We start from the raw sequence: 21,611 nt of genomic DNA on the forward strand, positions 1-21,611 counted from the left end.
AACTAAAGAAAAGTGTGATCGATTTTCTCTCCGCCACAATGGAGGGATGACCACGCTCCCTCCGCCGCTCGCGATCGGCCCGCACACCGTGCAGCCCCCGGTGGTGCTCGCCCCCATGGCCGGCATCACCAACGCCCCGTTCCGCACCCTCTGCCGCGAGTTCAGCGGCGGCAAGGGGCTGTTCGTGAGCGAAATGATCACGACCCGCGCGCTGGTCGAGCGCAACGAGAAGACCATGCAGCTGATCCACTTCGACGCGACCGAAAAGCCGCGCTCGATCCAGCTGTACGGCGTCGACCCGGTGACGGTCGGCAAGGCGGTCCGGATGATCGTCGAGGAGGACCGCGCCGACCACATCGACCTCAACTTCGGCTGCCCGGTCCCCAAGGTCACCCGCAAGGGCGGCGGCTCCGCCCTGCCCTACAAGCGGAACCTGCTGCGCGCCATCCTGCGCGAGGCGGTCGCGGGCGCCGGCGACCTGCCGGTGACCATGAAGATGCGCAAGGGCATCGACGACGACCACCTCACCTACCTGGACGCCGGCCGGATCGCGGTCGAGGAGGGCGTCACCGCCATCGCCCTGCACGGCCGCACCACCGCACAGCACTACGGCGGCACCGCCGACTGGGAGGCCATCGCCCGCCTCAAGGAGCACGTCCCGGAGATCCCCGTCCTCGGCAACGGCGACATCTGGTGCGCCGAGGACGCGCTGCGCATGGTCCGCGAGACCGGCTGCGACGGCGTGGTCGTCGGCCGTGGCTGCCTGGGGCGCCCGTGGCTGTTCAACGACCTCGTGGCGGCCTTCGAGGGGCGCCCCGAGGACTTCCACAAGCCCTCGCTGCGCGAGGTCGCGGCCACGATGCACCGGCACGCCCAGCTGCTGGGGGAGTGGATCGGCGACGAGGCGCGCGGGGTGATCGACTTCCGTAAGCACGTGGCCTGGTACCTGAAGGGCTTCGCGGTCGGCTCCGAGATGCGCAAGAAGCTCGCGGTCACCTCGTCCCTGGCCGAGCTGGACGCTCATCTGAGCGAGCTCGACCTGGACCAGCCCTGGCCCGAGAGCGCGGACGGCCCGCGCGGCCGAACGTCCGGAAACAACCGGGTTGTCCTCCCGGACGGGTGGCTGAAGGATCCGTACGACTGCGCAGGGGTCAGCGAGGACGCCGAGCTGGACACGTCCGGAGGATGAGAATCAGCTGACAAACTATGCCGTCGGCGGCGTGACATACACCACGCATGGGTGGGGTTGCGCTCAGATGAGCGCGAAAATCACGGGTATGACTTCCAAAGGGTGGCACTGGGTGCCACCCTTTGTTTGTTCAAGTCTTGAACGCAAATGTATCGATGATCGCTCATCCGAGCGCAAACAAGCCGCAGGAGTGCCGTCCCCCTTCGGGAGGTGAACGCTCTTCGGAGGTTCCGGCTACTCATTGGTCACTTTCGATCCGGGGGCGCATGGGTGGTTACGGCCGTATGACGGCCAAGTGGACGTACCCAGAAGCCTTCGATCTGGGTATGTTCCTCGCCGTCAGGGCAGCCACCGAGTCCTCGAGGAGTCGAGACCCGTGTCGGAAAACAAGAACCAGAAGTTCGTCTACGACTTCACCGAGGGAAACCGCGACCTCAAGGACCTTCTCGGCGGCAAGGGGGCCAACCTCGCCGAGATGACCAACCTGGGTCTGCCGGTCCCTCCCGGCTTCACCATCACCACCGAGGCCTGCAAGGTCTACCTCGAGAGCGGTGAGGCCCCGGCCGCGCTGCGCGACGAGGTCAGCGCCCACCTCGCCGCCCTCGAGGCGAAGATGGGCAAGAAGCTCGGCCAGTCGGACGACCCGCTGCTGGTCTCCGTCCGCTCCGGCGCGAAGTTCTCGATGCCCGGCATGATGGACACGGTCCTCAACATCGGCCTCTCCGACGCCTCCGTCGTCGGTCTCGCCGCCCAGGCCGACAACGAGCGCTTCGCCTGGGACTCGTACCGCCGCCTGATCCAGATGTTCGGCAAGACCGTCCTCGGCGTCGAGGGCGAGCTCTTCGAGGACGCCCTCGACCAGGCCAAGGCCGCCAAGAAGGTCACCGTCGACACCGACCTCGACGCCGCCGACCTCAAGAAGCTGGTCAAGGTCTACAAGAAGATCGTCCAGAAGGAGGCCGGCCGCGAGTTCCCGCAGGACGCCCGCGAGCAGCTCGACCTCGCCGTCGAGGCGGTCTTCAACTCCTGGAACACCGACCGCGCCAAGCTCTACCGCCGCCAGGAGCGCATCCCCGGCGACCTGGGCACCGCCGTCAACGTCTGCTCGATGGTCTTCGGCAACCTCGGCCCCGACTCCGGCACCGGCGTCGCCTTCACCCGCGACCCCGCCAGCGGCCACCAGGGCGTCTACGGCGACTACCTGCAGAACGCCCAGGGCGAGGACGTCGTCGCGGGCATCCGCAACACCGTCCCGCTCGCCGACCTGGAGCAGCTGGACAAGAAGTCCTACGACCAGCTGATGCAGATCATGGAGACGCTGGAGACCCACTACAAGGACCTCTGCGACATCGAGTTCACGATCGAGCGCGGCCAGCTGTGGATGCTCCAGACCCGTGTCGGCAAGCGCACCGCCGGCGCCGCCTTCCGCATCGCCACCCAGCTCGTCGACCAGGGCCTGATCGACGAGGCCGAGGCCCTCCAGCGCGTCAACGGCGCCCAGCTCGCGCAGCTGATGTTCCCCCGCTTCGACGAGGACGCCAAGACCGAGCTGCTCGGCCGCGGCATCGCCGCCTCCCCGGGCGCGGCCGTCGGCAAGGCCGTCTTCGACTCCTACACGGCCGTCAAGTGGTCCCGCTCCGGCGAGAAGGTCATCCTGATCCGCCGCGAGACCAACCCGGACGACCTGGACGGCATGATTGCCTCCGAGGGCATCCTGACCTCGCGCGGCGGCAAGACCTCGCACGCCGCCGTCGTCGCCCGCGGCATGGGCAAGACCTGCGTCTGCGGCGCCGAGGAGCTCGACGTCGACACCAAGCGCCGCCGCATGACGGTCGGCGACCGGGTCATCGAAGAGGGCGACGTCGTCTCCATCGACGGCTCCACCGGCAAGGTCTACCTCGGCGAGGTACCCGTCGTGCCCTCCCCGGTCGTCGAGTACTTCGAGGGCCGCATGCACGCCGGCGCCGACGACGCCGACGAGCTGGTCCAGGCCGTCCACCGGATCATGGCGTACGCCGACCGCGTCCGCCGCCTGCGGGTACGCGCCAACGCCGACAACGCCGAGGACGCGCTGCGCGCCCGCCGCTTCGGCGCCCAGGGCATCGGCCTTTGCCGCACCGAGCACATGTTCCTCGGCGAGCGCCGCGAGATGGTCGAGCGCCTGATCCTCGCGGACACCGAGGCCGAGCGCGAGGACGCCCTCACCGAGCTGCTCCCGCTGCAGAAGAAGGACTTCATCGAGCTCTTCGAGGCGATGGACGGCCTGCCGGTCACCGTCCGCCTGCTCGACCCGCCGCTGCACGAGTTCCTGCCCGACATCACCGAGCTGTCGGTGCGCGTCGCCCTCGCCGAGGCCCGCAAGGACCACAACGAGAACGACCTGCGCCTGCTGCAGGCCGTGCACAAGCTGCACGAGCAGAACCCGATGCTGGGTCTGCGCGGCGTCCGCCTCGGCCTGGTCATCCCCGGCCTGTTCGCCATGCAGGTCCGGGCGATCGCCGAGGCCGCGGCCGAGCGCAAGAACGCCAAGGGCGACCCGCGCGCCGAGATCATGATCCCGCTCGTCGGCACCGTCCAGGAGCTGGAGATCGTCCGCGAGGAGGCCGACCAGGTCATCGCCGAGGTCGAGGCCGCCACCGGCACCAGCCTCAAGCTGACCATCGGCACGATGATCGAGCTGCCGCGCGCCGCCCTGACGGCCGCGCAGATCGCCGAGGCCGCGCAGTTCTTCTCCTTCGGCACGAACGACCTGACCCAGACGGTGTGGGGCTTCTCCCGCGACGACGTCGAGGCCAGCTTCTTCACGGCCTACCTGGAGAAGGGCATCTTCGGGGTCTCCCCGTTCGAGACCATCGACAAGGACGGCGTCGGCTCGCTCGTCCGCCACGCGGTCAAGCAGGGCCGGGCCACCCGCCCCGACCTCAAGCTCGGCGTCTGCGGCGAGCACGGTGGCGACCCCGAGTCCGTCCACTTCTTCCACGAGGTCGGCCTCGACTACGTCTCCTGCTCGCCGTTCCGGATTCCGGTGGCGCGCCTGGAGGCCGGCCGCGCGGCCGCCGAGGCGACGGGCAGCGACAGCCGCTGACCCGCCCCCGGGCGCGCCCGGGCCCCCGATACGTCCGCCTGCCCCCGGGTTCCCTGACCCCCGAGGGCAGGCGGGCAATTCTTTGTTGTTCAACAAGTCTTTACGCCAGCAGGCGGTGGACGGATCCCCACCCGTCCACCGCCTGCTGCCAATCTGCCAGGCACGTCGGCGCTTCCCGGTGCGACCGACCGCCAGGCCCCGCAAAGCCCCCCACGGCCTTCACGGAGCGTTTCGGTCGCACTGGAGTGTGCCTGGCGGAGTACAGCATTTCGGTTGTCACGCCCCCGCCGAAAGGGGTTTCAACTGTGGCCGAAAGGGCGTGGTGACGTCGTGTGACGGCGTGCATACTCATGGGGCGGGGGGATTGCGGTTGCACAGGTGGGGGTTCGGTGCTGCGTATCCATTTCACTGGAGTGGACCTGGCACGCGTACGGATGGCAGGGCGTCCCGATGCGTTGTGGGAAACGGTTCTGAGTTTTCACCGCTTAAGAGACCGGCGTGATGCCCGGCTCTTCGGTGAATGGCGTACGGAAACCCGGAGCAGGTTGAATAGTGAAACACGCTTGCTCGGCGCGCTCATACCGAGTCGCGGCTATTTCCCCGATTTCCTGACCCCTGTGGAGGGGCAGTACGGGTGGGACGTGGGCCTCGACGCGCTGCGCGGGCTCCACCCCGAGCGGATCCGGCGCGAGCTGGCCCTGCTGGGGGCGGGCGCGCGGGTGGGAGCCGCCTTCGGCATGCCCGCGAGCGCCGCAACCGGCGGCGGAGATACCGGGATCCCGAAGCGGCTGCGGGAGTTCATGGACGGCGGCACCGCGTACCTGCCGAAGCTCATGGGCGAGCTGCGCGGGTACCACCGGGCGGCCGTGGCCCCGTACTGGACCCACATCCAGGCCCAGATCGAGGCCGAGCGCGCCGCGCGCGGCCGGGCCCTGCTCGACGGCGGCGCCGACGAGCTGCTGGCCTCCCTGCCGCCGATGCTGCGCTGGCGGGCCCCGGTCCTGGAGTGCGACTACCCCGTGGACCGCGACGTGCGGCTGCGGGGGCGCGGGCTGCTGCTCCAGCCCTCGTTCTTCTGCCGGCGCACGGCCGTGACGCTGCACGACCCGGAGCTGCCCCCGGTGCTGGTCTACCCGGCCGCCGCGGAGCTGGCCTCGGCGGCCGCCGGCGGCGAATCGATTCGCCCCCTGGAGGAGCAGCGCCAGCGCACCCTGGGCAAGCTCGTCGGGCACACCCGCTCGGTGGTCCTGCGGGCCATCGGCGACGGGGCCACCACCAGCGAGCTCGCCCGCCGGGCCGGGGTCTCCCTGGCCTCCGCGAGCCAGCACGCCTGCGTGATGCGGGAGGCCGGCCTCGTGACCACCCTGCGCCGCGGCAATGCCGTACTGCACACGGTGACCCCCCTCGGGGCCGCGCTCCTCAAGGGCGGCGCGGTCGCCTCGTAGCAGACGTGCCCGTCCCGGCACCCGGATTTTCCGGGGCCGGGACCGGGTGTTTTCGGCCATTGTTCGGATAGTGGCGCGGTCTCCCGGGGAGCCCCTCCGGCGGCGCCCGGCGGCGTTCGGACACGCGATGTGACGGAGCACGCGGCGATCCGCCCCGGGCGGCCCGCGGACGGTCCACAATGGTGGACTGATGAACCACTCCGCCGCTCCCGACCGGCCCGCCGCCCCCTCCGCCGCCGACCCCGCCGCCCGGGAGGGCGACATACGCGGCCGCGCCGACCTCGAGGCCGTGCTGCGCCGCTTCTACGCGGCCGCGTTCGCCGACCGGCGGATCGGCCCGTTCTTCACCGAGGTCGCGGGCACGGACCTGGAGGCGCACCTGCCCCGGATCGCCGACTTCTGGGAGCGGGCCCTCTTCCGCAGCGCCGACTACTCCGGTGACGCCTTCGCCCCGCACGCCGCGCTCCACTCGGCACGGGCCCTGACCGCCGAGGACTTCGGGCGCTGGGTGCAGCTGTGGCGGGCCGCCCTGGACGGCCGGCACCGCGGGCCCGCCACCGAGCGGGCCAAGGCCCAGGGCGAGCAGATCGCGCTGGCGCTGCTGCGGCGGCTGGCAGGGCCGGACGCCCCGGCCGAGGCCGCGCACGCCGGCCGCGCGGGCTTCGTCCCGCTGGCCGTGCTGGAGCTGCGCACCGTGGCCTGACCCGCTTCGCCCCCCCCGCGACGAAAGCCGGGAAAAAATTCCGCCGAGGAGCGATGAGTTCCCGCAGGGCCCCCGGTCTACCTCTCGAAAGCGCGACACGAGAGAAGAGGAACCGCGATGCCCGCCACCATGATCTTCGTCAACCTGCCGGTCAAGGACCTGGAGGCCAGCAAGGCCTTCTGGGCGCGGCTCGGCTACTCCTGCAACCCGCAGTTCACCGACGACACCGCCGCCTGCCTCGTCATCAGCGACACCATCTACGCGATGCTGCTGACCGAGCCCCGCTTCAAGGAGTTCACGCACAAGGCGATCGCGGACACCTCCACCAGCACCGAGGCGCTGCTCTGCCTGAGCGCCGAGAGCCGGGAGAAGGTCGACGAGCTCGTCGACGCCGCCGTCGCGGCCGGTGCCGGCGAGCCCCGCCCCGCCCGGGACCACGGCTTCATGTACGGCCGGGCCTTCGAGGACCTGGAGGGCCACACCTGGGAGATCATGTGGATGGACCCGGCGGCCGTCCAGGGCTGAGCCCCGCCGGCCGCCCCGCCCCCGCCGCGCTAGGCCGCCGCGGCGCCGGAGGCCACGGCGGTCCGTACCGGGTAGGTCCGGACCGCCACCTCCCCGTCGTCCAGACAGCGGCCCGTCTCCAGGTCGAAGCGCTGCTTGAGCAGCGGCGACGCCACGAAGGGCCGGCCCTCCACACAGCCCACGAGCCCGCGGGAGAGGACCGCCGCGCCCGTGAAGGGGTCCTGGTTGTCCACGGCGTACGTCCATCCCGAGCGGCCGAGGAAGACGGCGGCCTGGCCGCCGTCGGGCAGCAGCACCGCCACCCCCCGGCCCGGCGTCAAGTCGGACAGCTCGCACACCGTCAGCCAGCCCTCTCCCACCTGCAGTTCCACGGTCATCGGTTGCCTCCCACGGCGTCCAGCGGCTGACGGGTCAGGACGGCCAGGTCCGGCTTGACCTGGTCGCGTTCGGGGACGAAGCGCACGGTCGGGTCGGGCGCGCCCGGCGCGTTGACGAAGGAGACGAAGCGGCGCAGCCGGTCCGGGTCCTGGAGCGTCTCGGCCCACTCGTCGCGGTAGTGCGCGACGTGGTCGGCCATCAGCGCCTCCAGCTCGGCGCACAGCCCGAGCGAGTCGTGCACGACCACGTCCCGCAGGTGGTCGAGGCCGCCCTCCAGCCGGTCCAGCCAGGTGGAGGTGCGCTCCAGCCGGTCCGCCGTGCGGATGTAGAACATCAGGAACCGGTCGATGAGCCGCACCAGCTCCGCGTCGGAGAGGTCCTGGGCCAGCAGGTCGGCGTGGCGCGGGGCGGCCCCGCCGTTGCCGCCTACGTAGAGGTTCCAGCCGTTGGCCGTCGCGATGACCCCGAAGTCCTTGCTCTGCGCCTCCGCGCACTCGCGGGTGCAGCCGGAGACCGCCGACTTGAGCTTGTGCGGGGCGCGCAGCCCCCGGTAGCGCAGCTCCAGGTCGATGGCCATCCGCACGCTGTCCTGGACCCCGTAGCGGCACCAGGTCTGCCCCACGCAGGACTTCACCGTGCGCAGCGCCTTGCCGTACGCGTGCCCGGACTCGAACCCGGCGTCCACGAGCCGGGCCCAGATCCGCGGGAGCTGGTCCACGCTCGCGCCGAAGAGGTCGATGCGCTGCCCGCCGGTGATCTTCGTGTAGAGGCCGAAGTCGCGCGCCACCTCGCCGATCACGATGAGCTTGTCCGGGGTGATCTCGCCGCCGGGGATCCTGGGGACGACGGAGTAGGAGCCGTTGCGCTGGAGGTTCGCGAGGAAGTGGTCGTTGGTGTCCTGCAGGGCGGCCTGCTCGCCGTCCAGGACGTAGCCGCTCGCGCCGAGCGTCGGGGCCAGCGAGGCGATGATCGAGCCGACGGCGGGCTTGCACACCTCGCAGCCGTCGCCGCCGCGGGCCTCCTCGCGGCCGTGCCCGTCGAGGAGCTGCTCGTACGAGGTGAGCCGCCGGGTCCGGACGATCTCGTACAGCTCGGCCCGGGTGAAGCGGAAGCAGCCGCACAGTCCCTTGTCGGCGGGGGCGGGCAGCAGCTGCTCGATCACCTTGGTGCAGCCGCCGCAGCCGGTGCCCGCCTTGGTGCACTGCTTGACCTCGGCCAGGGTGGCGCAGGCGGTGATCGCCTTCTTGGTGACGTTGTGGCAGGAGCAGATCACGGCCGTGTCGGGCAGGGCGGACGGGCCCAGCTGCGCGGCGGGCGCGAGGCCGGCGGGCAGCACCAGCTGGTCGGGGCTGACGGGCGGGACGCTGCCGGTCAGCGGGCGCAGCAGCCCGTACGCGTCCGCGTCGCCGACCAGGACGCCGCCGAGCAGCACCCCGTCGGGGGAGACGACCAGCTTCTTGTAGACCCCGGTGCGGGAGTCGGAGTAGACGACGTCGAGGCTGTCGGGGGCGGCGCCGTGGGCATCGCCGAAGGAGGCCACGTCCACGCCGAGCAGCTTGAGCTTGGTGGACAGGTCCGCCCCGGTGAACTCCTTCTCGCGGCCCAGCAGGTCCTCCGCGGCGGTCTCGGCCATCTCGTAGCCCGGCGCGACCAGGCCGTAGACGCGGCCGTCGGCGGCCAGCGCGCACTCGCCGATGGCGTACACGTGCGGGTCGGAGGTGCGGCAGCGGGCGTCCACCGCGATGCCGCCGCGCTCGCCGACGGCCAGGCCCGCGTCGCGCGCCAGCCGGTCGCGCGGGCGGACGCCGGCGGAGAAGACGACGAGCCCGGTGGGGACGGTGGAGCCGTCGGACAGGCGCATCCCGCTGACGCGGCCGTCCTCGCCCGTGACCACCTCCTGCGTGCCGACGCCGGTGTGGACGGTCAGCCCCATGCCCTCGATGGTGCGCAGGAGGGCGGCGCCGCCGCCCTCGTCGACCTGGACGGGCATCAGGCGCGGGGCGAACTCCACGATCCGCGTGGCGAGCCCGAGCCCCTGGAGGGCGCCGGCGGCCTCCAGCCCGAGCAGGCCGCCGCCGACGACCGCGCCGCCGGGGGCCGCCCCGGACGGAGTCCGGGGGAGCGCCCTCGCGTACTCCTCGATGGCGAGGAGGTCCTCGATGGTGCGGTAGACGAAGCAGCCGGGGGCGTCCTTGCCGGGGACGGGCGGCACGAAGGGGTAGCTGCCGGTCGCCAGGACCAGCACGTCGTAGGGGACCACCCGCCCGGAGCGGGAGGTGACCGTGCGCGCCTTCAGGTCGATGCTCTCGGCGGCGTCGCCCAGGCGCAGGTCGATGCCGTGCTGGTCCATGAAGCCGGGAGGAGTCAGCGAGAGGTCCTCCGGGCTGCTGCCGGAGAAGTACGAGGTGAGGTGCACGCGGTCGTACGCGGGCCGGGGCTCCTCGCAGAGCACGGTGATCCGGTGCGTGGCGGTGGCCCCGCGCTCGGCGAGTGCCTCCAGGTAGCGCTGGCCGACCATGCCGTGGCCGATGAGCACGATGGCGGGGGTGGGCGGGGGTGCGGCCATGATCAGGAGCCTCCGTCGTCGGTGAGCAGGTGGAACAGGTCGGTCAGGGCTTCCTCGTCCTCCCAGCTGCGGGCCAGGGCGCCCACGCTGGAGAGTTCGCCGAGCAGGACGCCGCCGACGAGGCGGTCGCCGCGGACGACGACCTTGCGGTAGGTCCGGCGGGTGGCGTCCGAGAGGCGGACCACGTCGTCGCCGGGCAGCGGGGTGGTCTCGCCGAAGGCGGCGAGATCGAGCGGGCCGGACGCGCCGGCGACCAGGGTGAGGCGGGTCAGGGCCCGGGTGCCGGTGTAGGCGGCGGGCGGGGCGGGCGCGGCAGCGGTGTCGGCTGCCGGGTGCGCGGTGTCGCCCTCCCGTGGGGCGGGCCCGCGGGCCAGGAGCGCGGCGAGGGCGTCGGCCTGCTCCAGGGCGGGGCCCGCGAGGCCGTAGACCCGGCCCGCGTGCTCGGCGCAGTCGCCGATGGCGTGGATGTCCGGGTCGCTGGTGCGCAGCCGGTCGTCGACCACGATCCCGAGGCGCACCTCCAGTCCGGCCGCGCGGGCCAGACCGGTCCGCGGCCGCACCCCGCAGGCCAGGACGACGGCGTCGGCGTCGAGCCGGTAGCCGTCGGCGAGCTCGACCCCGGTGACCCGGCGCCGGCCGGCGGCCGGGACCTGGCAGGTGCTCAGCCCGCGGACCCGGCACTCGGTGTGGATCTCGATGCCGAGGGCGGTCAGGTGGGCGTGCAGCAGCGCCGAGGCCCCCGCGTCCAGCTGGCGCTCCATCAGCCGCTCGCCCTGCTGGGCCAGGACCACCTGCGCCCCGCGCTCGGCCAGCGCGCGGGCTGCCGAGACGCCGAGCAGGCCGCCGCCGATCACCACCGCGCGCAGGCCGGGCACGGCGGAGACGGCCGCGGAGAGCGCCAGGCAGTCGTCCATGGTGCGGAACGCGTGCACCCCGTCGGGGAGTTCCCCGCCGACCGCCGCGCCCGCTGCCACGTCGGCCGCCGCGCCCGCTGGCGCGGCCGCCGCCCCTCGGCGGGTGCCGACGGGTTCGAACAGCCCGCGCAGCGGCGGCAGCACCGCGTTGGAGCCGGTGGCCAGGACCAGGGCGTCGTACCGCTCCGTGCTGCCGTCGTCGCAGTGCACCACCCGCTCGGCCCGGTCGATCCGTACCGCCCGCACCCCGCGCCGCAGCACCGGGCCGGGCGCGGGCAGGGCGGCCACCTCAGGGGCGTACCGGCCCGCCAGCACCTCGGCGAGCAGGACCCGGTTGTACGGGAGGTGCGCCTCCTCGCCGAGCACGGTGACGTCCGCGGCCCGGTCCGCGGCGAGCCCCGCCGCGAGCCGGAGGCCCGCGAGGCCGCCGCCGATCACCACCACACGCTGTTGCTCCGAGGTCATGCCCCGAGCGTGCGCGGCCGCTGTTTCCCCTCGGCATCGCGCTTGTTACCCGAACGGAACGCCCACCTCAGCGCCGCCGCGGCGGGCCGGTGAGCCGCCGTCCGGGTGCCGCGGAGGCCGTCGGGGACGGCGCGAACCTCAACCTTTGCGCAAGTTTCCCGCAAGGAATGGGCAGTGCATCGAGTCGGTCCCTAGGGTCGCCTTGTGCCTGACATATCCACGACCATGCTCATCGTCCTGTGCATCGCGGCCGCGGCGGCCGGCTGGATCGACGCCGTGGTGGGCGGCGGCGGCCTGCTGCTCCTCCCGGCCCTGCTGCTCGGCCTGCCCCACGCCCATCCCGCCGCCGTGCTCGGCACCAACAAGGCCGTCGCCATCGTGGGGACCACGGGGGCCGCCGTGACGTACGTCCGCAAGGCGCCGGTGGATGTGAAGCTCGCCGTCCGGATCGGCCTGGCGGCCGTCGCCGGGTCCATGGGCGGCGCCCTGCTGGCCGACGGGATCAGCAAGGACGCCATGCGCCCGCTGATCATGGCCGTGCTCCTGCTCGTCGGCGGGTTCGTCGCCTTCAAGCCCGCCTTCGGGACGGCCCCGGCCGCCGCTCCGGCGAGCCGGCAGCGGGTCCTGCTCGCCATCGGCCTCGCCGGCCTGGGCATCGGCTTCTACGACGGCCTGATCGGCCCCGGCACCGGTACCTTCCTCGTCCTCGCCCTGACCGCGCTGCTCCACCTGGACCTGGTCAACGCCTCCGCCACCGCCAAGATCGTCAACGTGTGCACGAACGCGGGCGCCCTCGCGATGTTCGCCTACCAGGGCCGGGTGCTGTGGCAGCTGGCCGCTCTGCTGGCGGCGTTCAACCTGGCCGGCGGGATGATCGGGGCGCGGACGGCGCTGAAGAAGGGCAGCGGCTTCGTCCGGGGCGTCCTGCTCACGGTGGTCGGCGCCCTGGTGCTCAAGCTCGGCTTCGAGCAGTTCGGCTGAGGCGGGTGCGGCGCTCGCGGCGCTTGCGGCGGTCGTGGCAGCCGGGCGGCACGGCGGCCCGGCAGGGGCCGTCAGCGGGTGCCCGTGAGGTGGGCGAAGACGACCACGTTGCCCTGGTACCCCGTGCGGGGCGAGAAGCGGCCGCCGCAGGTGATCACCCGCAACTCCGCCCGCGCCGAGGGCCCGTACACGCGGGCGTCGGGAAAGCCCTTGGCGTCGTACACCTCGACCGCGTGCACGGTGAACACCGCCGTACGCCCGTCCGCGCGCCGGATCTCGACGGCGGCCCCGCGGTGCAGCGCGCCCAGCCGGTAGAAGACGGCGGGCCCTGAGGCGTCGTCGACGTGGCCGACGACCAGGGCCGTGCCCACCGCGCCCGGGGTGGTGCCGTCGCGGTACCAGCCGGCCAGGTCGGGCCGGGCGGGCGGAGGCACCTCGAGGCTGCCGTCGCGCGCCAGCCCGAGCCCCGCCAGCGGGGCGTCGACCCCGATGGACGGGATCCGGATGCGGATGGGCGGGGAGCCGGGCAGCGGGTCGATCCCGCCCGGGTCCCGGGTGTGCCCGTCCAGCGCCTCGGCGGGGGAGGGCAGCGGGGGCCCGACGGACTCGCCGGAGCCGCTGGCGATGAGCCAGATGCCGATGCAGGCGGTGAGCGCGACGATCCCGCCGCGGCCGGCCCGGCCGGTGCCCATGGACGCCCCCTCGGTGCTCGGGGATTCGCTGCTCGGTCGTGGGTCCGTCGCCCGGCCCCGCGAACGGGGGGACCTCGCGGGGCCGGGCGACGGGGGACGGTACCGGTCGGGACCGCGGCAGGGCCGCGGTGGGCGCCCGTCAGCTCCGCGTGCCGCTCGCCCGGCGACGCAGGAGCCAGGTACCGCCGACGGCGGCCGCGGCCAGCACGACCGCTCCCGCCGTGACCTTGGCGGGGTCGGCGGTGGTGGTCGTGCCACCGCCCACCCCGGTGTGCACCCGGCCCTGCGGGCCGCGTGCGGTGACGACCAGGTCCCCCGTGGCGTACTTCCCGTCGGCGCAGGTCGCGCCGATGCTGTAGGTGCCCGGGCGGGTGGTGCGGGCGACCTGGAACTGCCCGATGACCACTTCCTCGTGCGTGCCCGGGACCAGCTTGAAGCGGCCGCCGCCGACCATCGTGGCGTCGCCGTCGGCGTGGCCGGCCGGCCCGCATGCCGTGGTGTTCACGGTGACCGTGACCCCGGGGGCGGCCGACCTGGGCCAGACCTCCAGCACGGCGAAGTCGCCCGGGGCACGGCCCGGCGCCGCCGCGGGCTGCGCGGCGGCCGTCCCACCCGCGACCGGGCCGGCGACCGCGGCGGCGGTCAGCACGGCGGCGGTGAGCAGGTGGGCGGGGCGACGGCACATGGGGGCTCCTGCCGGACACGGGTCGTGGTCGGGTCGTGGTCCCGTGGTACCCCGGGTCGGAGCCGCCCCGCCTGCCGACGCTGTGTCAGGCGGGCCCCGCAGAGGCCCGTTTGCGCAGGTCACGCTCGGTTTCTCGACCGTACGCGGGTATCGGCCCGTCCGGGTGAAGCGGTGGGCGGGCCCGTGGGAACCGGGTGGTCCCGCCCGGGCGGGCAGGTGCGTACGGTGGGGGGCGCAGCAGGATCCGGACCGATGGCCGGACCAAGAGCTGCCCGCCGCATCCGAGGGAGGTCCCCGTGACATCAGCCGACCGGCCGCAGGAACCGGCACCGGAGCCGGAACGGGCACCGGAGCCGGTGCTGACCGTACTGACCACCGTCGACTCGGCGGAGGCGGCCGCCGGCCTCGCCCGGTCCGCCGTGGACTCCCGCCTGGCCGCCTGCGCCCAGGTCTCGGGGCCGGTGACCTCGGTCTACCGGTGGAAGGGCGAGGTGGAGACCGCCCGGGAGTGGCAGGTGCTGCTCAAGACCACCGCCGCGGCCTACCCGGCCCTGGAGGCCCGGCTGGCCGCCGAGCACCCCTACGACACGCCGGAGATCATCGCCACGCCGGTGGTGCGGGGGAGCGCCGGCTACCTGGCCTGGGTCGCGGCGGAGGTGGCCGCCGGATGACCGCCGAGCCCGCCCTCCCCGCCGAACTGCCCTTCTTCGTGTACGGGACCCTGCGGCCCGGCGAGGTCAACCACGCGCTGTTCCTGCGGGGACGCACGGCCGCCGAGGAGCCCGCCCGGCTCCCGGACGCGCTGCTGTACGACGGACCCGGCTACCCGTACGCCGTCCGGCACGCGGGGGCGGAGATCGTCGGCGAGCTGATCACCCCCGCGCCCGGCGCGTACGCGGGGCTGCTGGCCGAGCTGGACCGGCTGGAGGAGTACCACGGCCCGGACGGGCCGCTCAACGTCTACGACCGGGTGCGGTGCGACGCGGTCCGGCCGGACGGCACCCGCACCCCGGCCTGGGTCTACCTGGCGGCGCCCGCGCTGGCCCGCAGACTGCGCGAGAGCGGCACGCAGATACCCGGCGGCGACTGGCTGCACCGCCGGGACCAGCCCACCGAGCCCCCGCCCGGCACGCGGGTCCCGCGGCGCTAGAGGCCTTCGGCGCCGCGGTTGCGCAGGCGCTGCCCGTACTGCTGGAGGACCCACAGTTCCTCCTGCACCGCGGCCAGCTGCTCCGGCGGGGCGTGACTGCCCATGCGGGCCAGCGTGCCCTGGATCTCGTGGACCCGCCGGTCCACCGCGCGCAGCCGGACCTGGACCAGCTGCACGCCCGCGTACACCTCGTCCACCGTCTTGGCGTGGATGGCCTCCACCGCCAGCTCGGTGACGAGCGCGCGGACCGTGTCGTTGGGCGCGGCCTCGCGCACCCGGGCCAGGTAGCCGTCGACGCCCGGGGCGGCGCCGCCCGCGTCCTGGATCGCCTGGCGGACGGCCGCGTACGGCGGGGCGGTGAACTCGTCCACCCCGTACGCGTCGAACGCCGGGAAGACCAGCTCCGGCCGCTGCAGGGCCAGCTTGAGCAGCTCCCGCTCGGTGCGGTGGGCGGGGCTGCGCAGGTTCAGCGCGGGACCGCCCGCGGGGGCCGCCGGGACGGGGGCGGCCTCGTACGGGCGACGGGCGGGGGCGGACTGCTGCGGGCCGCCGCCGGGGCCGGGACGGGCGCCGTTGCCGCGCTCGCGGGCCCAGCGCGCCAGCTGCGCGACGCGCTTGACGACGAACTGCTCGTCGCGGATGCCGAGCATGCCCGCCAGCTGGACCGCCGACTCGTGCTGGATCGCGATGTTCTTGATGCCGGCGACGACCGGGGCCGCCTCGTCCAGGGCGGCCGCCCGGCCCGCCGGGTTCTCCAGGTTGTGCCGGGCCACGATGTGCCGCAGCGCGAACTCGAACAGCGGGGTCCGGGACTCCACCAGGGCCGTCACGGCCGCGTCCCCCTCGGCCAGCCGCAGGTCACACGGGTCCATGCCGCCGGGGGTGATCGCGATCGAGGTCTCGGCGGCGAACTTCTGGTCGTCCTCGAAGGCGCGCAGCGCGGCCTTCTGCCCGGCCGCGTCGCCGTCGAACGTGAAGATCACCTCGGCGGTGGCGTTGTCCATGAGCAGCCGGCGCAGGATCTTGACGTGCTCGCCGCCGAAGGCGGTGCCGCAGGTCGCGATCGCGGTGGTCACCCCGGCCAGGTGGCAGGCCATCACGTCGGTGTAGCCCTCGACCACGACGGCCCGGGAGGTCCTGGCGATCTCCTTCTTGGCCAGGTCGATGCCGTAGAGCACCTGGGACTTCTTGTAGATCGCGGTCTCGGGCGTGTTCAGGTACTTCGGCCCGTTGTCGTCGTCGCGCAGCTTGCGGGCGCCGAAGCCGACGACCTCGCCGCTGATGTCGCGGATCGGCCACATCAGCCGGCCTCGGAAGCGGTCGATCGGCTTGCCGCTGCGGCTGTCCTGGGACAGCCCCGAGGTGATCAGCTCGCGGTCGCTGAAGCCCCGCCCGCGCAGGAAGCGGGTCAGGTGGTCCCAGCCGGCCGGGCTGTAGCCGACGCTGAAGTGCTCGGCCGCGGCCTGGTCGAAGCCCCGCTCGGCGAGGAAGCGCCGGGCGATCTCGGCCTCGGGGCTGCCCAGCTGGTCGATGTAGAACTGCGCGGCCGCCTTGTGGGCCTCGACCAGCCGGATCCGCTCGCCGCGGCCGCTGGTGCCGGCGGTGTAGCCGCCCTCCTCGTAGCGCAGGGTGATGCCGGCCTGCGCGGCCAGCCGCTCGACGGCCTCGGAGAACGACAGGTGGTCGATCTTCATGATGAAGTCGAGGGTGTCCCCGCCCGCCTGGCAGCCGAAGCAGTGGTAGAGACCCTTGCTGGGGCTGACCTGGAAGGACGGGGACTTCTCGTCGTGGAAGGGGCACAGGCCCTTGAGGTTGCCGCCGCCCGCGTTGCGCAGTTGGAGGTAGTCGGAGACCACGGCGTCGATCGGGACCGCGTCCCGTACCGCCTTCACGTCGTCGTCGTTGATCCGTCCTGCCACCCGTGAAGTCTACGGCCGGGCGCCGGAAAACCCTCAGGCGCCCTCGGCCGGCACGAGGAAGGCCAGCGGAACCGTCGGGTCCGCCAGCGCCTCGCGGTCGACCGCCGCCTTCGACCTGATCAGCGCCTGGATGTGCTCGGTGACGTCCCACACGTTCACGTTCATCCCGGCCAGCACCCGGCCCTGCGACAGCCAGAACGCGATGAACTCCCGCTTGGCCACGTCCCCGCGGATCAGGACCTGGTCGTAGCCGCCCGGCGGGGCGTAGCCGGAGTACTCCAGGCCCACGTCGTACTGGTCGGAGAAGAAGTACGGCACCCGGTCGTACGACACCTCCCGGCCCAGCATCGCCCGCGCGGCGGCCGGGCCGCCGTTGAGCGCGTTCGCCCAGTGCTCCACCCGCAGCCGCGTCCCCAGCAGCGGGTGGTGGGCGGCCGCCACGTCCCCGACCGCGAAGACGTCCGCGTCCGAGGTGCGCAGGGAGGCGTCCACGGCGATCCCGCCGCCGTGCTCCCGGTCGACCAGGGCCAGCCCGGAGGTCTCGGCGAGCGCGGTGCGCGGCGCCGCCCCGATCGCGGCGAGCACCGCGTGCGCCGGGTGCTCCTCACCGTCGTCGGTCCGGGCGGCGAGCACCATCCCGTCCTGCCCGATGATCTCGGTGAGCCGCGCGCCGAAGTGGAAGCGGACCCCGCGCTCGGTGTGCAGGTCCGCGAAGAGCCGGCCGATCTCCGGGCCGAGCACCGCGTGCAGCGGCGTGGCCAGCGGTTCCACGACGGTCACCTCGGCCCCGTACCCGCGGGCCGCGGCGGCGACCTCCAGCCCGATCCAGCCGGCGCCCGCGATCAGCAGGTGCCCGTTGTCCCGGCCGAGGGTGGTGAGCACGCCGCGCAGCCGTTCCGCGTGCGCCAGCCGGCGCAGGTGGTGCACGCCGGCCAGCCCCGTGCCCGGGATGTCGAGGCGGCGCGGCTCGGCGCCGGTGGCCAGCAGCAGCTTGTCGTAGGGCAGTGCCGTGCCGTCGCCGAGGACCACCTTCTTGGCCTCGCGGTCCAGGTGCACCGCGGGCTGGCCGAGGTGCAGCTCGATGTCGGCGCGGGCGTACCAGGACGGTTCGTGGACGAAGACGCTGTCGCGCTCCTCCTTGCCCTGGAGGTAGCCCTTGGACAGCGGGGGCCGTTCGTACGGATGGTCGCGCTCGTCCCCGATCAGGATCACCCGCCCCGTGAACCCCTCGGACCTCAGCGTCTCGGCCGCCTTGGCCCCCGCGAGCCCTGCGCCCACGATGACGAACGTCCGGTGTGCGTCGACCACCTGATGCCTCCTCATAACCTCACCGCCACTTGCGGCCACAAGCGAGCGTCCCGCAAGGAGCCTGCCCCGGGAAGGGGGAGTGGCCCGATCGGATCACCCGGCGGCGCGGCGGGTGCGCATGGTGAGCCTGGCGTGCAGGGAGCGCGCCGAGGCGTCGGTCAGGGACGCGATCTGGTCGATGACCGCGCGTTTGCGGGCCCGGTCGTCCGGGGCGGCATCGAAGATCGCCTTGAACTGCGGGTCCAGGCCCTCGGGTGCCCGGGCCCGCAGCGCCTCCGCGAGTTCGGCCAGGACGATGCGCTGGTCGGCGCGCAGCCGCTCCTGCTCGTCGCGCTGCATCACGTACAGGTCGGCGACCGCCTTCAGGACCGCGCACTCGTTGCGCGCCGCGCGCGGGACGACGAGCTCCGCCGCGTACCGGGTGAGCCGGCCGGAGCCGTACGCCTCGCGGGTGGCGCCCTCCGCGGCCAGGCAGAACCGGCCGATCAGCTGGCTGGTGGCGTCCTTCAGGCGGGCCTGGGCGACGGCCGAGCCGTCATACCCGTGCGGCCACCACTCCTGGTCCATCAGCCGGTCCAACGCCTCGCGCAGCTCCTCCGGGTCGGTGTCGGCCGGTACGTACCGCCCGATCGCGACCCGGCCGATCGCGGTGCGCTCGGGCTCCGCGAAGAGGAGGTTGGGGTCGATGTGACCGGCGTGCAGGCCGTCCTCGAAGTCGTGGACGGAGTACGCCACGTCGTCGGACCAGTCCATGACCTGCGCCTCGAAGCACTTGCGGTCGGCGGGCGCGCCGCGCCGCAGCCACTCGAAGACCGGCAGGTCGTCCTCGTACGCACCGAACTTGACCGAGTCCGGGTCGGCCGGGTGGCCGCCGCGGGGCCAGGGGTACTTGGTGGCCGCGTCCAGACAGGCCCGGGTGAGGTTCAGGCCCACGCTCACGGGGGTGCCGGTCTGCGGATCCGTGGTGAAACGCTTCGGCTCCAGGCGGGTCAGCAGGCGCAGCGACTGGGCGTTGCCCTCGAAGCCGCCGCAGTCCTTGGCGAACTCGTTCAGCGCCTCCTCGCCGTTGTGCCCGAACGGCGGGTGGCCCATGTCGTGGGAGAGGCAGGCGGCCTCGACCAGGTCGGGATCGCAGCCGAGGGCCGCGCCGAGCTCCCGGCCGACCTGGGCGCACTCCAGCGAGTGCGTCAGCCGCGTACGCGGGCTGGCGTCCCAGTCGTGGCTGCGGCTGCCCGGGGTGACCACCTGGGTCTTCCCGGCGAGGCGGCGCAGGGCCGCCGAGTGCAGCACGCGGGCGCGGTCGCGCTGGAAGGCGGTCCGGCCCGGCCGTTTGTCGGGCTCGGCGACCCAGCGCTCGGTGTCGGCCGGCTCGTAGGGCTCGCGGGGGCGGGCGGGGGGACGGACGGGTGCGGTGCCTGCCATGCCTTCCATGCTCAGACGGTAACCGGGACCGCCGACAATGCGGGCGATCCGAGCGGTGCGGGCGATCCGAGCGGTGCGATCGGTCCGAGCGGTGCGATCGTCCGAGGGGTTCGAGGGATCCGAGCGGTCCGGGCCCCTTCGGTGGTCCGGCAGTGTGCTCCGGCCCGTGCCCTAGGCGGTGGCCAGCTCCAGAGGGGGCCGCCGGCGGGCCACGGCCTCGTCGTAGCGGTGCAGCACCAGGCGGGCGAGGGCCGGGTGGTCGCCGAGCGGGGCGGCCGCCGGGCCGGTCGCGGCGGCCGCGCTCTGCGCGGCGAAGCGGCCGGGGGCGGTGAAGTACGAGGCCACCGCGACCCGGTGGTGCCCGCGGGCGGCCAGGGCGCGGACCGCGTCGGGCACGGTGGGTGCGGCGCCGGAGGCGTACGCCGGGACCACGGCCGCCCCGCCGAGGCGCTCGGAGAGCAGGGCGGCGGTGCGGCGGGTGTCGGCGGCGGCGTCGGGGTCGCGCGAGCCGGCGGCGGCGAGCACGACCGCGGCACCGGGCGTGGAGCCGGGGGGCCGGCCGGCCTCCAGCAGGCGTTCGCACAGGGCCTCGACCAGCAGCGGGTGCGGGCCGAGCGGGGCGGCGACGCGGGCGTCTCGGTGGCGGGCGGCGGCCGCGGGGAGGTCCCGCTTGACGTGGTACCCGCGGCCGAGGAGCAGGGGCACGAGCACGGCCGGGCCGTCGGTCCGCCGGAGGGTGTCGGCGAGCAGCGGCCGGTTCAGCTCGATGTGGCCGAGGCGGACCTCGAGGCGGGGGCGGAGCTCGCGGATGCGCTCCAGCAGGGCCTGGACGGTGGGCAGGGCGCGCGGGTCGCGGCTGCCGTGGGCGACGGCAACGAGGGTGGGCTGCATGCGTGGGCTCCGTGGTGCCGGGCCCCCGGCGGGCGCAGTCCGCGCAGCTGCGTGCCGAGTTGGTCGGTGATCCGGGTCAGCAGCTCCGCGGCGGTGGCGGGGGGAAGCGGGAGGTAAGGGGACTCGGGAGGGTGCACCGGCTCCGTCATGGACCGATCCTGCGGGCCGCAGGTTGCGTCGGCGTTGCGCCGGGGTGACGGGTGTTTTCCGGGTGCTCACTCGGTCATTCGTCCGAGTGAAAGAGCCGGTCGGGGGAACTGGGGCTCCGGCCTTGATCGTCCAAGCGTGCGAAGGATGTGTACGGGCGCGGGGCGCGGGCGGTGGGGACGGTGACGGTCGTGGAGGCGAAGGGCATGCGGGTGCGCGGGCGGGTGCGGCGGGCGGCGGTGGCACTGCGGCCCCGGCTGCCGCGCACCGTGCGCGGCCGGAGGCGGGCCGTGCAGGCCGTGATGGCGGTCTGCGTCCTCGCGCTGCTGCCGTCGGCGTGGACGCACGCGGTGGCCGCGGACCGACTGCGCACCACGGCCGACGCGCCGCCCGCCGAGGTGGCGGTGGTGTTCGGGGCGGGGCTGCTGAACGGGCGGCCGACCCCGTACCTGGCGCGCCGGCTCGACGCGGCGGCCGAGCTGTACCGCACCGGCAAGGTCAAGGTCGTCCTCGTCACCGGGGACAACAGCCGCACCGAGTACGACGAGCCCGACGCGATGCGCACGTACCTGACGCGGCACGGCGTGCCGGGGGAGCGGATCGTCAGCGACTTCGCCGGGTTCGACACGTGGGACTCGTGCGTGCGGGCCCGGAAGATCTTCGGCGTGGAGCGGGCGGTGCTGATCAGCCAGGGCTTCCACATACGCCGGGCCGTCGCACTGTGCGGGGCGGCGGGCGTGGACTCCTACGGCGTCGGGGTGGACGACGAGCACGACGCGACCTGGTACTACGGCGGCACCCGCGAGGTGTTCGCCGCCGGCAAGGCGGCGCTGGACGCGGCCTTCAAGCCGGGCCCGCAGTTCCTGGGACCGAAGGAGCCGGGCGTCTCCCGCGCACTGGCCAGCCCGAGGGACTGACCCGCCGCTGCCGGTGGCCCCGCTGTCGTTGTCGAAGCCGAGGGTCGGCACATCCAGCCTCGCCGGCGTTTGAGACGCGGGTCCCGGCGGAGCCCGGTGCCCGGCGGAGCCGGGTTGCTCCTTCGGCGGCAGGCGGCGAGGCTGGGCCGGGGCGGACCGGGATGGTCCTCACCGGGGCGTCCAGGGTGCGCTGAGGTGGTCGTACGGGAGGTGTAACCGGAGGCGGCGG

At 73.7% G+C, this 21,611-nt stretch carries 18 protein-coding genes; 9 read left to right on the forward strand and 9 right to left on the reverse strand.

The features are described 5' to 3' along the window. The first annotated feature begins 46 nt into the window (after window positions 1-46). The 5 genes from dusB (at window position 47) to AB0953_RS15910 (ending at window position 6,947) form a co-directional block, all read left to right on the forward strand. Window positions 47-1,189, forward strand: coding sequence for a tRNA dihydrouridine synthase DusB (gene dusB, locus AB0953_RS15890; RefSeq protein WP_366860040.1), 1,143 nt, complete (start codon window positions 47-49; stop codon window positions 1,187-1,189). Between the two features lie 376 nt (window positions 1,190-1,565). Then, on the forward strand, window positions 1,566-4,274 hold the full coding sequence (gene ppdK, locus AB0953_RS15895) for a pyruvate, phosphate dikinase (protein WP_366860041.1): 2,709 nt from the start codon (window positions 1,566-1,568) through the stop codon (window positions 4,272-4,274). A gap of 389 nt (window positions 4,275-4,663) precedes the next feature. Further along, the gene (locus tag AB0953_RS15900) at window positions 4,664-5,719 is read left to right on the forward strand and encodes a helix-turn-helix domain-containing protein (protein ID WP_366860042.1); all 1,056 of its coding nucleotides are present in this window, start codon (window positions 4,664-4,666) and stop codon (window positions 5,717-5,719) included. Window positions 5,720-5,909: 190 nt separating this feature from the next. Then, window positions 5,910-6,422: a group III truncated hemoglobin gene (locus AB0953_RS15905; protein WP_366860043.1), complete on the forward strand. Its 513-nt coding sequence runs from the start codon at window positions 5,910-5,912 to the stop codon at window positions 6,420-6,422. A 117-nt stretch (window positions 6,423-6,539) separates the two neighbouring features. Continuing rightward, window positions 6,540-6,947 carry a VOC family protein gene (locus AB0953_RS15910; RefSeq protein ID WP_366860044.1) on the forward strand — a complete coding sequence of 136 codons (408 nt, stop codon included), beginning with the start codon at window positions 6,540-6,542 and terminating at the stop codon, window positions 6,945-6,947. Window positions 6,948-6,976: 29 nt separating this feature from the next. Here the strand turns inward: AB0953_RS15910 and nirD are convergent, their stop codons facing one another. The 3 genes from nirD to AB0953_RS15925 are packed head-to-tail and all read right to left on the reverse strand — an operon-like array spanning window position 6,977 to window position 11,270. After that, window positions 6,977-7,324: a nitrite reductase small subunit NirD gene (gene nirD, locus AB0953_RS15915; RefSeq protein WP_366860045.1), complete on the reverse strand. Its 348-nt coding sequence runs from the start codon at window positions 7,322-7,324 to the stop codon at window positions 6,977-6,979. Continuing rightward, window positions 7,321-9,891: a nitrite reductase large subunit NirB gene (gene nirB, locus AB0953_RS15920; RefSeq protein WP_366860046.1), complete on the reverse strand. Its 2,571-nt coding sequence runs from the start codon at window positions 9,889-9,891 to the stop codon at window positions 7,321-7,323. Before nirB ends, nirD begins: the two co-directional genes overlap by 4 nt. 2 nt (window positions 9,892-9,893) lie before the next feature. Next, window positions 9,894-11,270 carry an FAD-dependent oxidoreductase gene (locus tag AB0953_RS15925; protein ID WP_366860047.1) on the reverse strand — a complete coding sequence of 459 codons (1,377 nt, stop codon included), beginning with the start codon at window positions 11,268-11,270 and terminating at the stop codon, window positions 9,894-9,896. 204 nt (window positions 11,271-11,474) lie between these two features. Here AB0953_RS15925 and AB0953_RS15930 point away from each other — a divergent pair, with 204 nt between their 5' ends. Beyond that, window positions 11,475-12,251, forward strand: a complete 777-nt coding sequence (locus AB0953_RS15930; protein WP_366860048.1) for a TSUP family transporter — start codon at window positions 11,475-11,477, stop codon at window positions 12,249-12,251. Between the two features lie 71 nt (window positions 12,252-12,322). Here AB0953_RS15930 and AB0953_RS15935 read toward each other — a convergent pair whose 3' ends face one another. Together AB0953_RS15935 and AB0953_RS15940 are read right to left on the reverse strand one after the other, a co-directional pair. Further along, window positions 12,323-12,943 carry a class F sortase gene (locus tag AB0953_RS15935; protein WP_366860049.1) on the reverse strand — a complete coding sequence of 207 codons (621 nt, stop codon included), beginning with the start codon at window positions 12,941-12,943 and terminating at the stop codon, window positions 12,323-12,325. 139 nt (window positions 12,944-13,082) lie between these two features. Then, window positions 13,083-13,628 carry a hypothetical protein gene (locus AB0953_RS15940; RefSeq protein WP_366860050.1) on the reverse strand — a complete coding sequence of 182 codons (546 nt, stop codon included), beginning with the start codon at window positions 13,626-13,628 and terminating at the stop codon, window positions 13,083-13,085. Window positions 13,629-13,924: 296 nt separating this feature from the next. On the opposite strand from AB0953_RS15940, the gene cutA reads away from it, so the two are divergent. Together cutA and AB0953_RS15950 are read left to right on the forward strand one after the other, a co-directional pair. Beyond that, complete coding sequence (cutA, locus tag AB0953_RS15945) at window positions 13,925-14,299, forward strand: divalent-cation tolerance protein CutA (RefSeq protein WP_366860051.1); 375 nt, start codon at window positions 13,925-13,927, stop codon at window positions 14,297-14,299. Continuing rightward, entirely contained in the window at window positions 14,296-14,778 is a 483-nt protein-coding gene (locus AB0953_RS15950; protein WP_366860052.1) for a gamma-glutamylcyclotransferase family protein, read from the forward strand. Before cutA ends, AB0953_RS15950 begins: the two co-directional genes overlap by 4 nt. Here AB0953_RS15950 and dnaG read toward each other — a convergent pair. From dnaG to AB0953_RS15970, 4 genes are all read right to left on the reverse strand, one after another. After that, entirely contained in the window at window positions 14,775-16,697 is a 1,923-nt protein-coding gene (gene dnaG, locus AB0953_RS15955; RefSeq protein ID WP_366860053.1) for a DNA primase, read from the reverse strand. The two genes, AB0953_RS15950 and dnaG, sit on opposite strands and share 4 nt — an antisense overlap. Before the next feature lie 33 nt (window positions 16,698-16,730). Next, window positions 16,731-18,005 carry an FAD-dependent oxidoreductase gene (locus AB0953_RS15960; protein ID WP_366860055.1) on the reverse strand — a complete coding sequence of 425 codons (1,275 nt, stop codon included), beginning with the start codon at window positions 18,003-18,005 and terminating at the stop codon, window positions 16,731-16,733. A gap of 93 nt (window positions 18,006-18,098) precedes the next feature. Further along, complete coding sequence (locus AB0953_RS15965) at window positions 18,099-19,436, reverse strand: deoxyguanosinetriphosphate triphosphohydrolase (RefSeq protein WP_366860056.1); 1,338 nt, start codon at window positions 19,434-19,436, stop codon at window positions 18,099-18,101. 162 nt (window positions 19,437-19,598) lie between these two features. After that, window positions 19,599-20,318 (reverse strand): CbiX/SirB N-terminal domain-containing protein, encoded by a 720-nt coding sequence (locus tag AB0953_RS15970; protein WP_366860057.1) that lies wholly within the window; start codon window positions 20,316-20,318, stop codon window positions 19,599-19,601. 353 nt (window positions 20,319-20,671) lie between these two features. Here AB0953_RS15970 and AB0953_RS15975 point away from each other — a divergent pair, with 353 nt between their 5' ends. Further along, window positions 20,672-21,382: an ElyC/SanA/YdcF family protein gene (locus AB0953_RS15975; RefSeq protein ID WP_366860232.1), complete on the forward strand. Its 711-nt coding sequence runs from the start codon at window positions 20,672-20,674 to the stop codon at window positions 21,380-21,382. Window positions 21,383-21,611: the final 229 nt, after the last annotated feature.

This window comes from Streptomyces sp. NPDC046866, from assembly GCF_040704625.1.
Lineage (GTDB): Bacteria > Actinomycetota > Actinomycetes > Streptomycetales > Streptomycetaceae > Streptomyces.

Bases quoted from the DNA above. Each gene is read 5' to 3' on its own strand.
- AB0953_RS15975 (WP_366860232.1), top strand. From the start codon at position 20,672: ATGCGGGTGCGCGGGCGGGTGCGGCGGGCGGCGGTGGCACTGCGGCCC.
- AB0953_RS15950 (WP_366860052.1), top strand. From the start codon at position 14,296: ATGACCGCCGAGCCCGCCCTCCCCGCCGAACTGCCCTTCTTCGTGTAC.
- AB0953_RS15940 (WP_366860050.1), bottom strand. From the start codon at position 13,628: ATGTGCCGTCGCCCCGCCCACCTGCTCACCGCCGCCGTGCTGACCGCC.
- dusB (WP_366860040.1), top strand. From the start codon at position 47: ATGACCACGCTCCCTCCGCCGCTCGCGATCGGCCCGCACACCGTGCAG.
- AB0953_RS15965 (WP_366860056.1), bottom strand. From the start codon at position 19,436: ATGGAAGGCATGGCAGGCACCGCACCCGTCCGTCCCCCCGCCCGCCCC.
- AB0953_RS15910 (WP_366860044.1), top strand. From the start codon at position 6,540: ATGCCCGCCACCATGATCTTCGTCAACCTGCCGGTCAAGGACCTGGAG.
- nirD (WP_366860045.1), bottom strand. From the start codon at position 7,324: ATGACCGTGGAACTGCAGGTGGGAGAGGGCTGGCTGACGGTGTGCGAG.
- AB0953_RS15925 (WP_366860047.1), bottom strand. From the start codon at position 11,270: ATGACCTCGGAGCAACAGCGTGTGGTGGTGATCGGCGGCGGCCTCGCG.
- AB0953_RS15905 (WP_366860043.1), top strand. From the start codon at position 5,910: ATGAACCACTCCGCCGCTCCCGACCGGCCCGCCGCCCCCTCCGCCGCC.
- nirB (WP_366860046.1), bottom strand. From the start codon at position 9,891: ATGGCCGCACCCCCGCCCACCCCCGCCATCGTGCTCATCGGCCACGGC.
- AB0953_RS15970 (WP_366860057.1), bottom strand. From the start codon at position 20,318: ATGCAGCCCACCCTCGTTGCCGTCGCCCACGGCAGCCGCGACCCGCGC.
- AB0953_RS15935 (WP_366860049.1), bottom strand. From the start codon at position 12,943: ATGGGCACCGGCCGGGCCGGCCGCGGCGGGATCGTCGCGCTCACCGCC.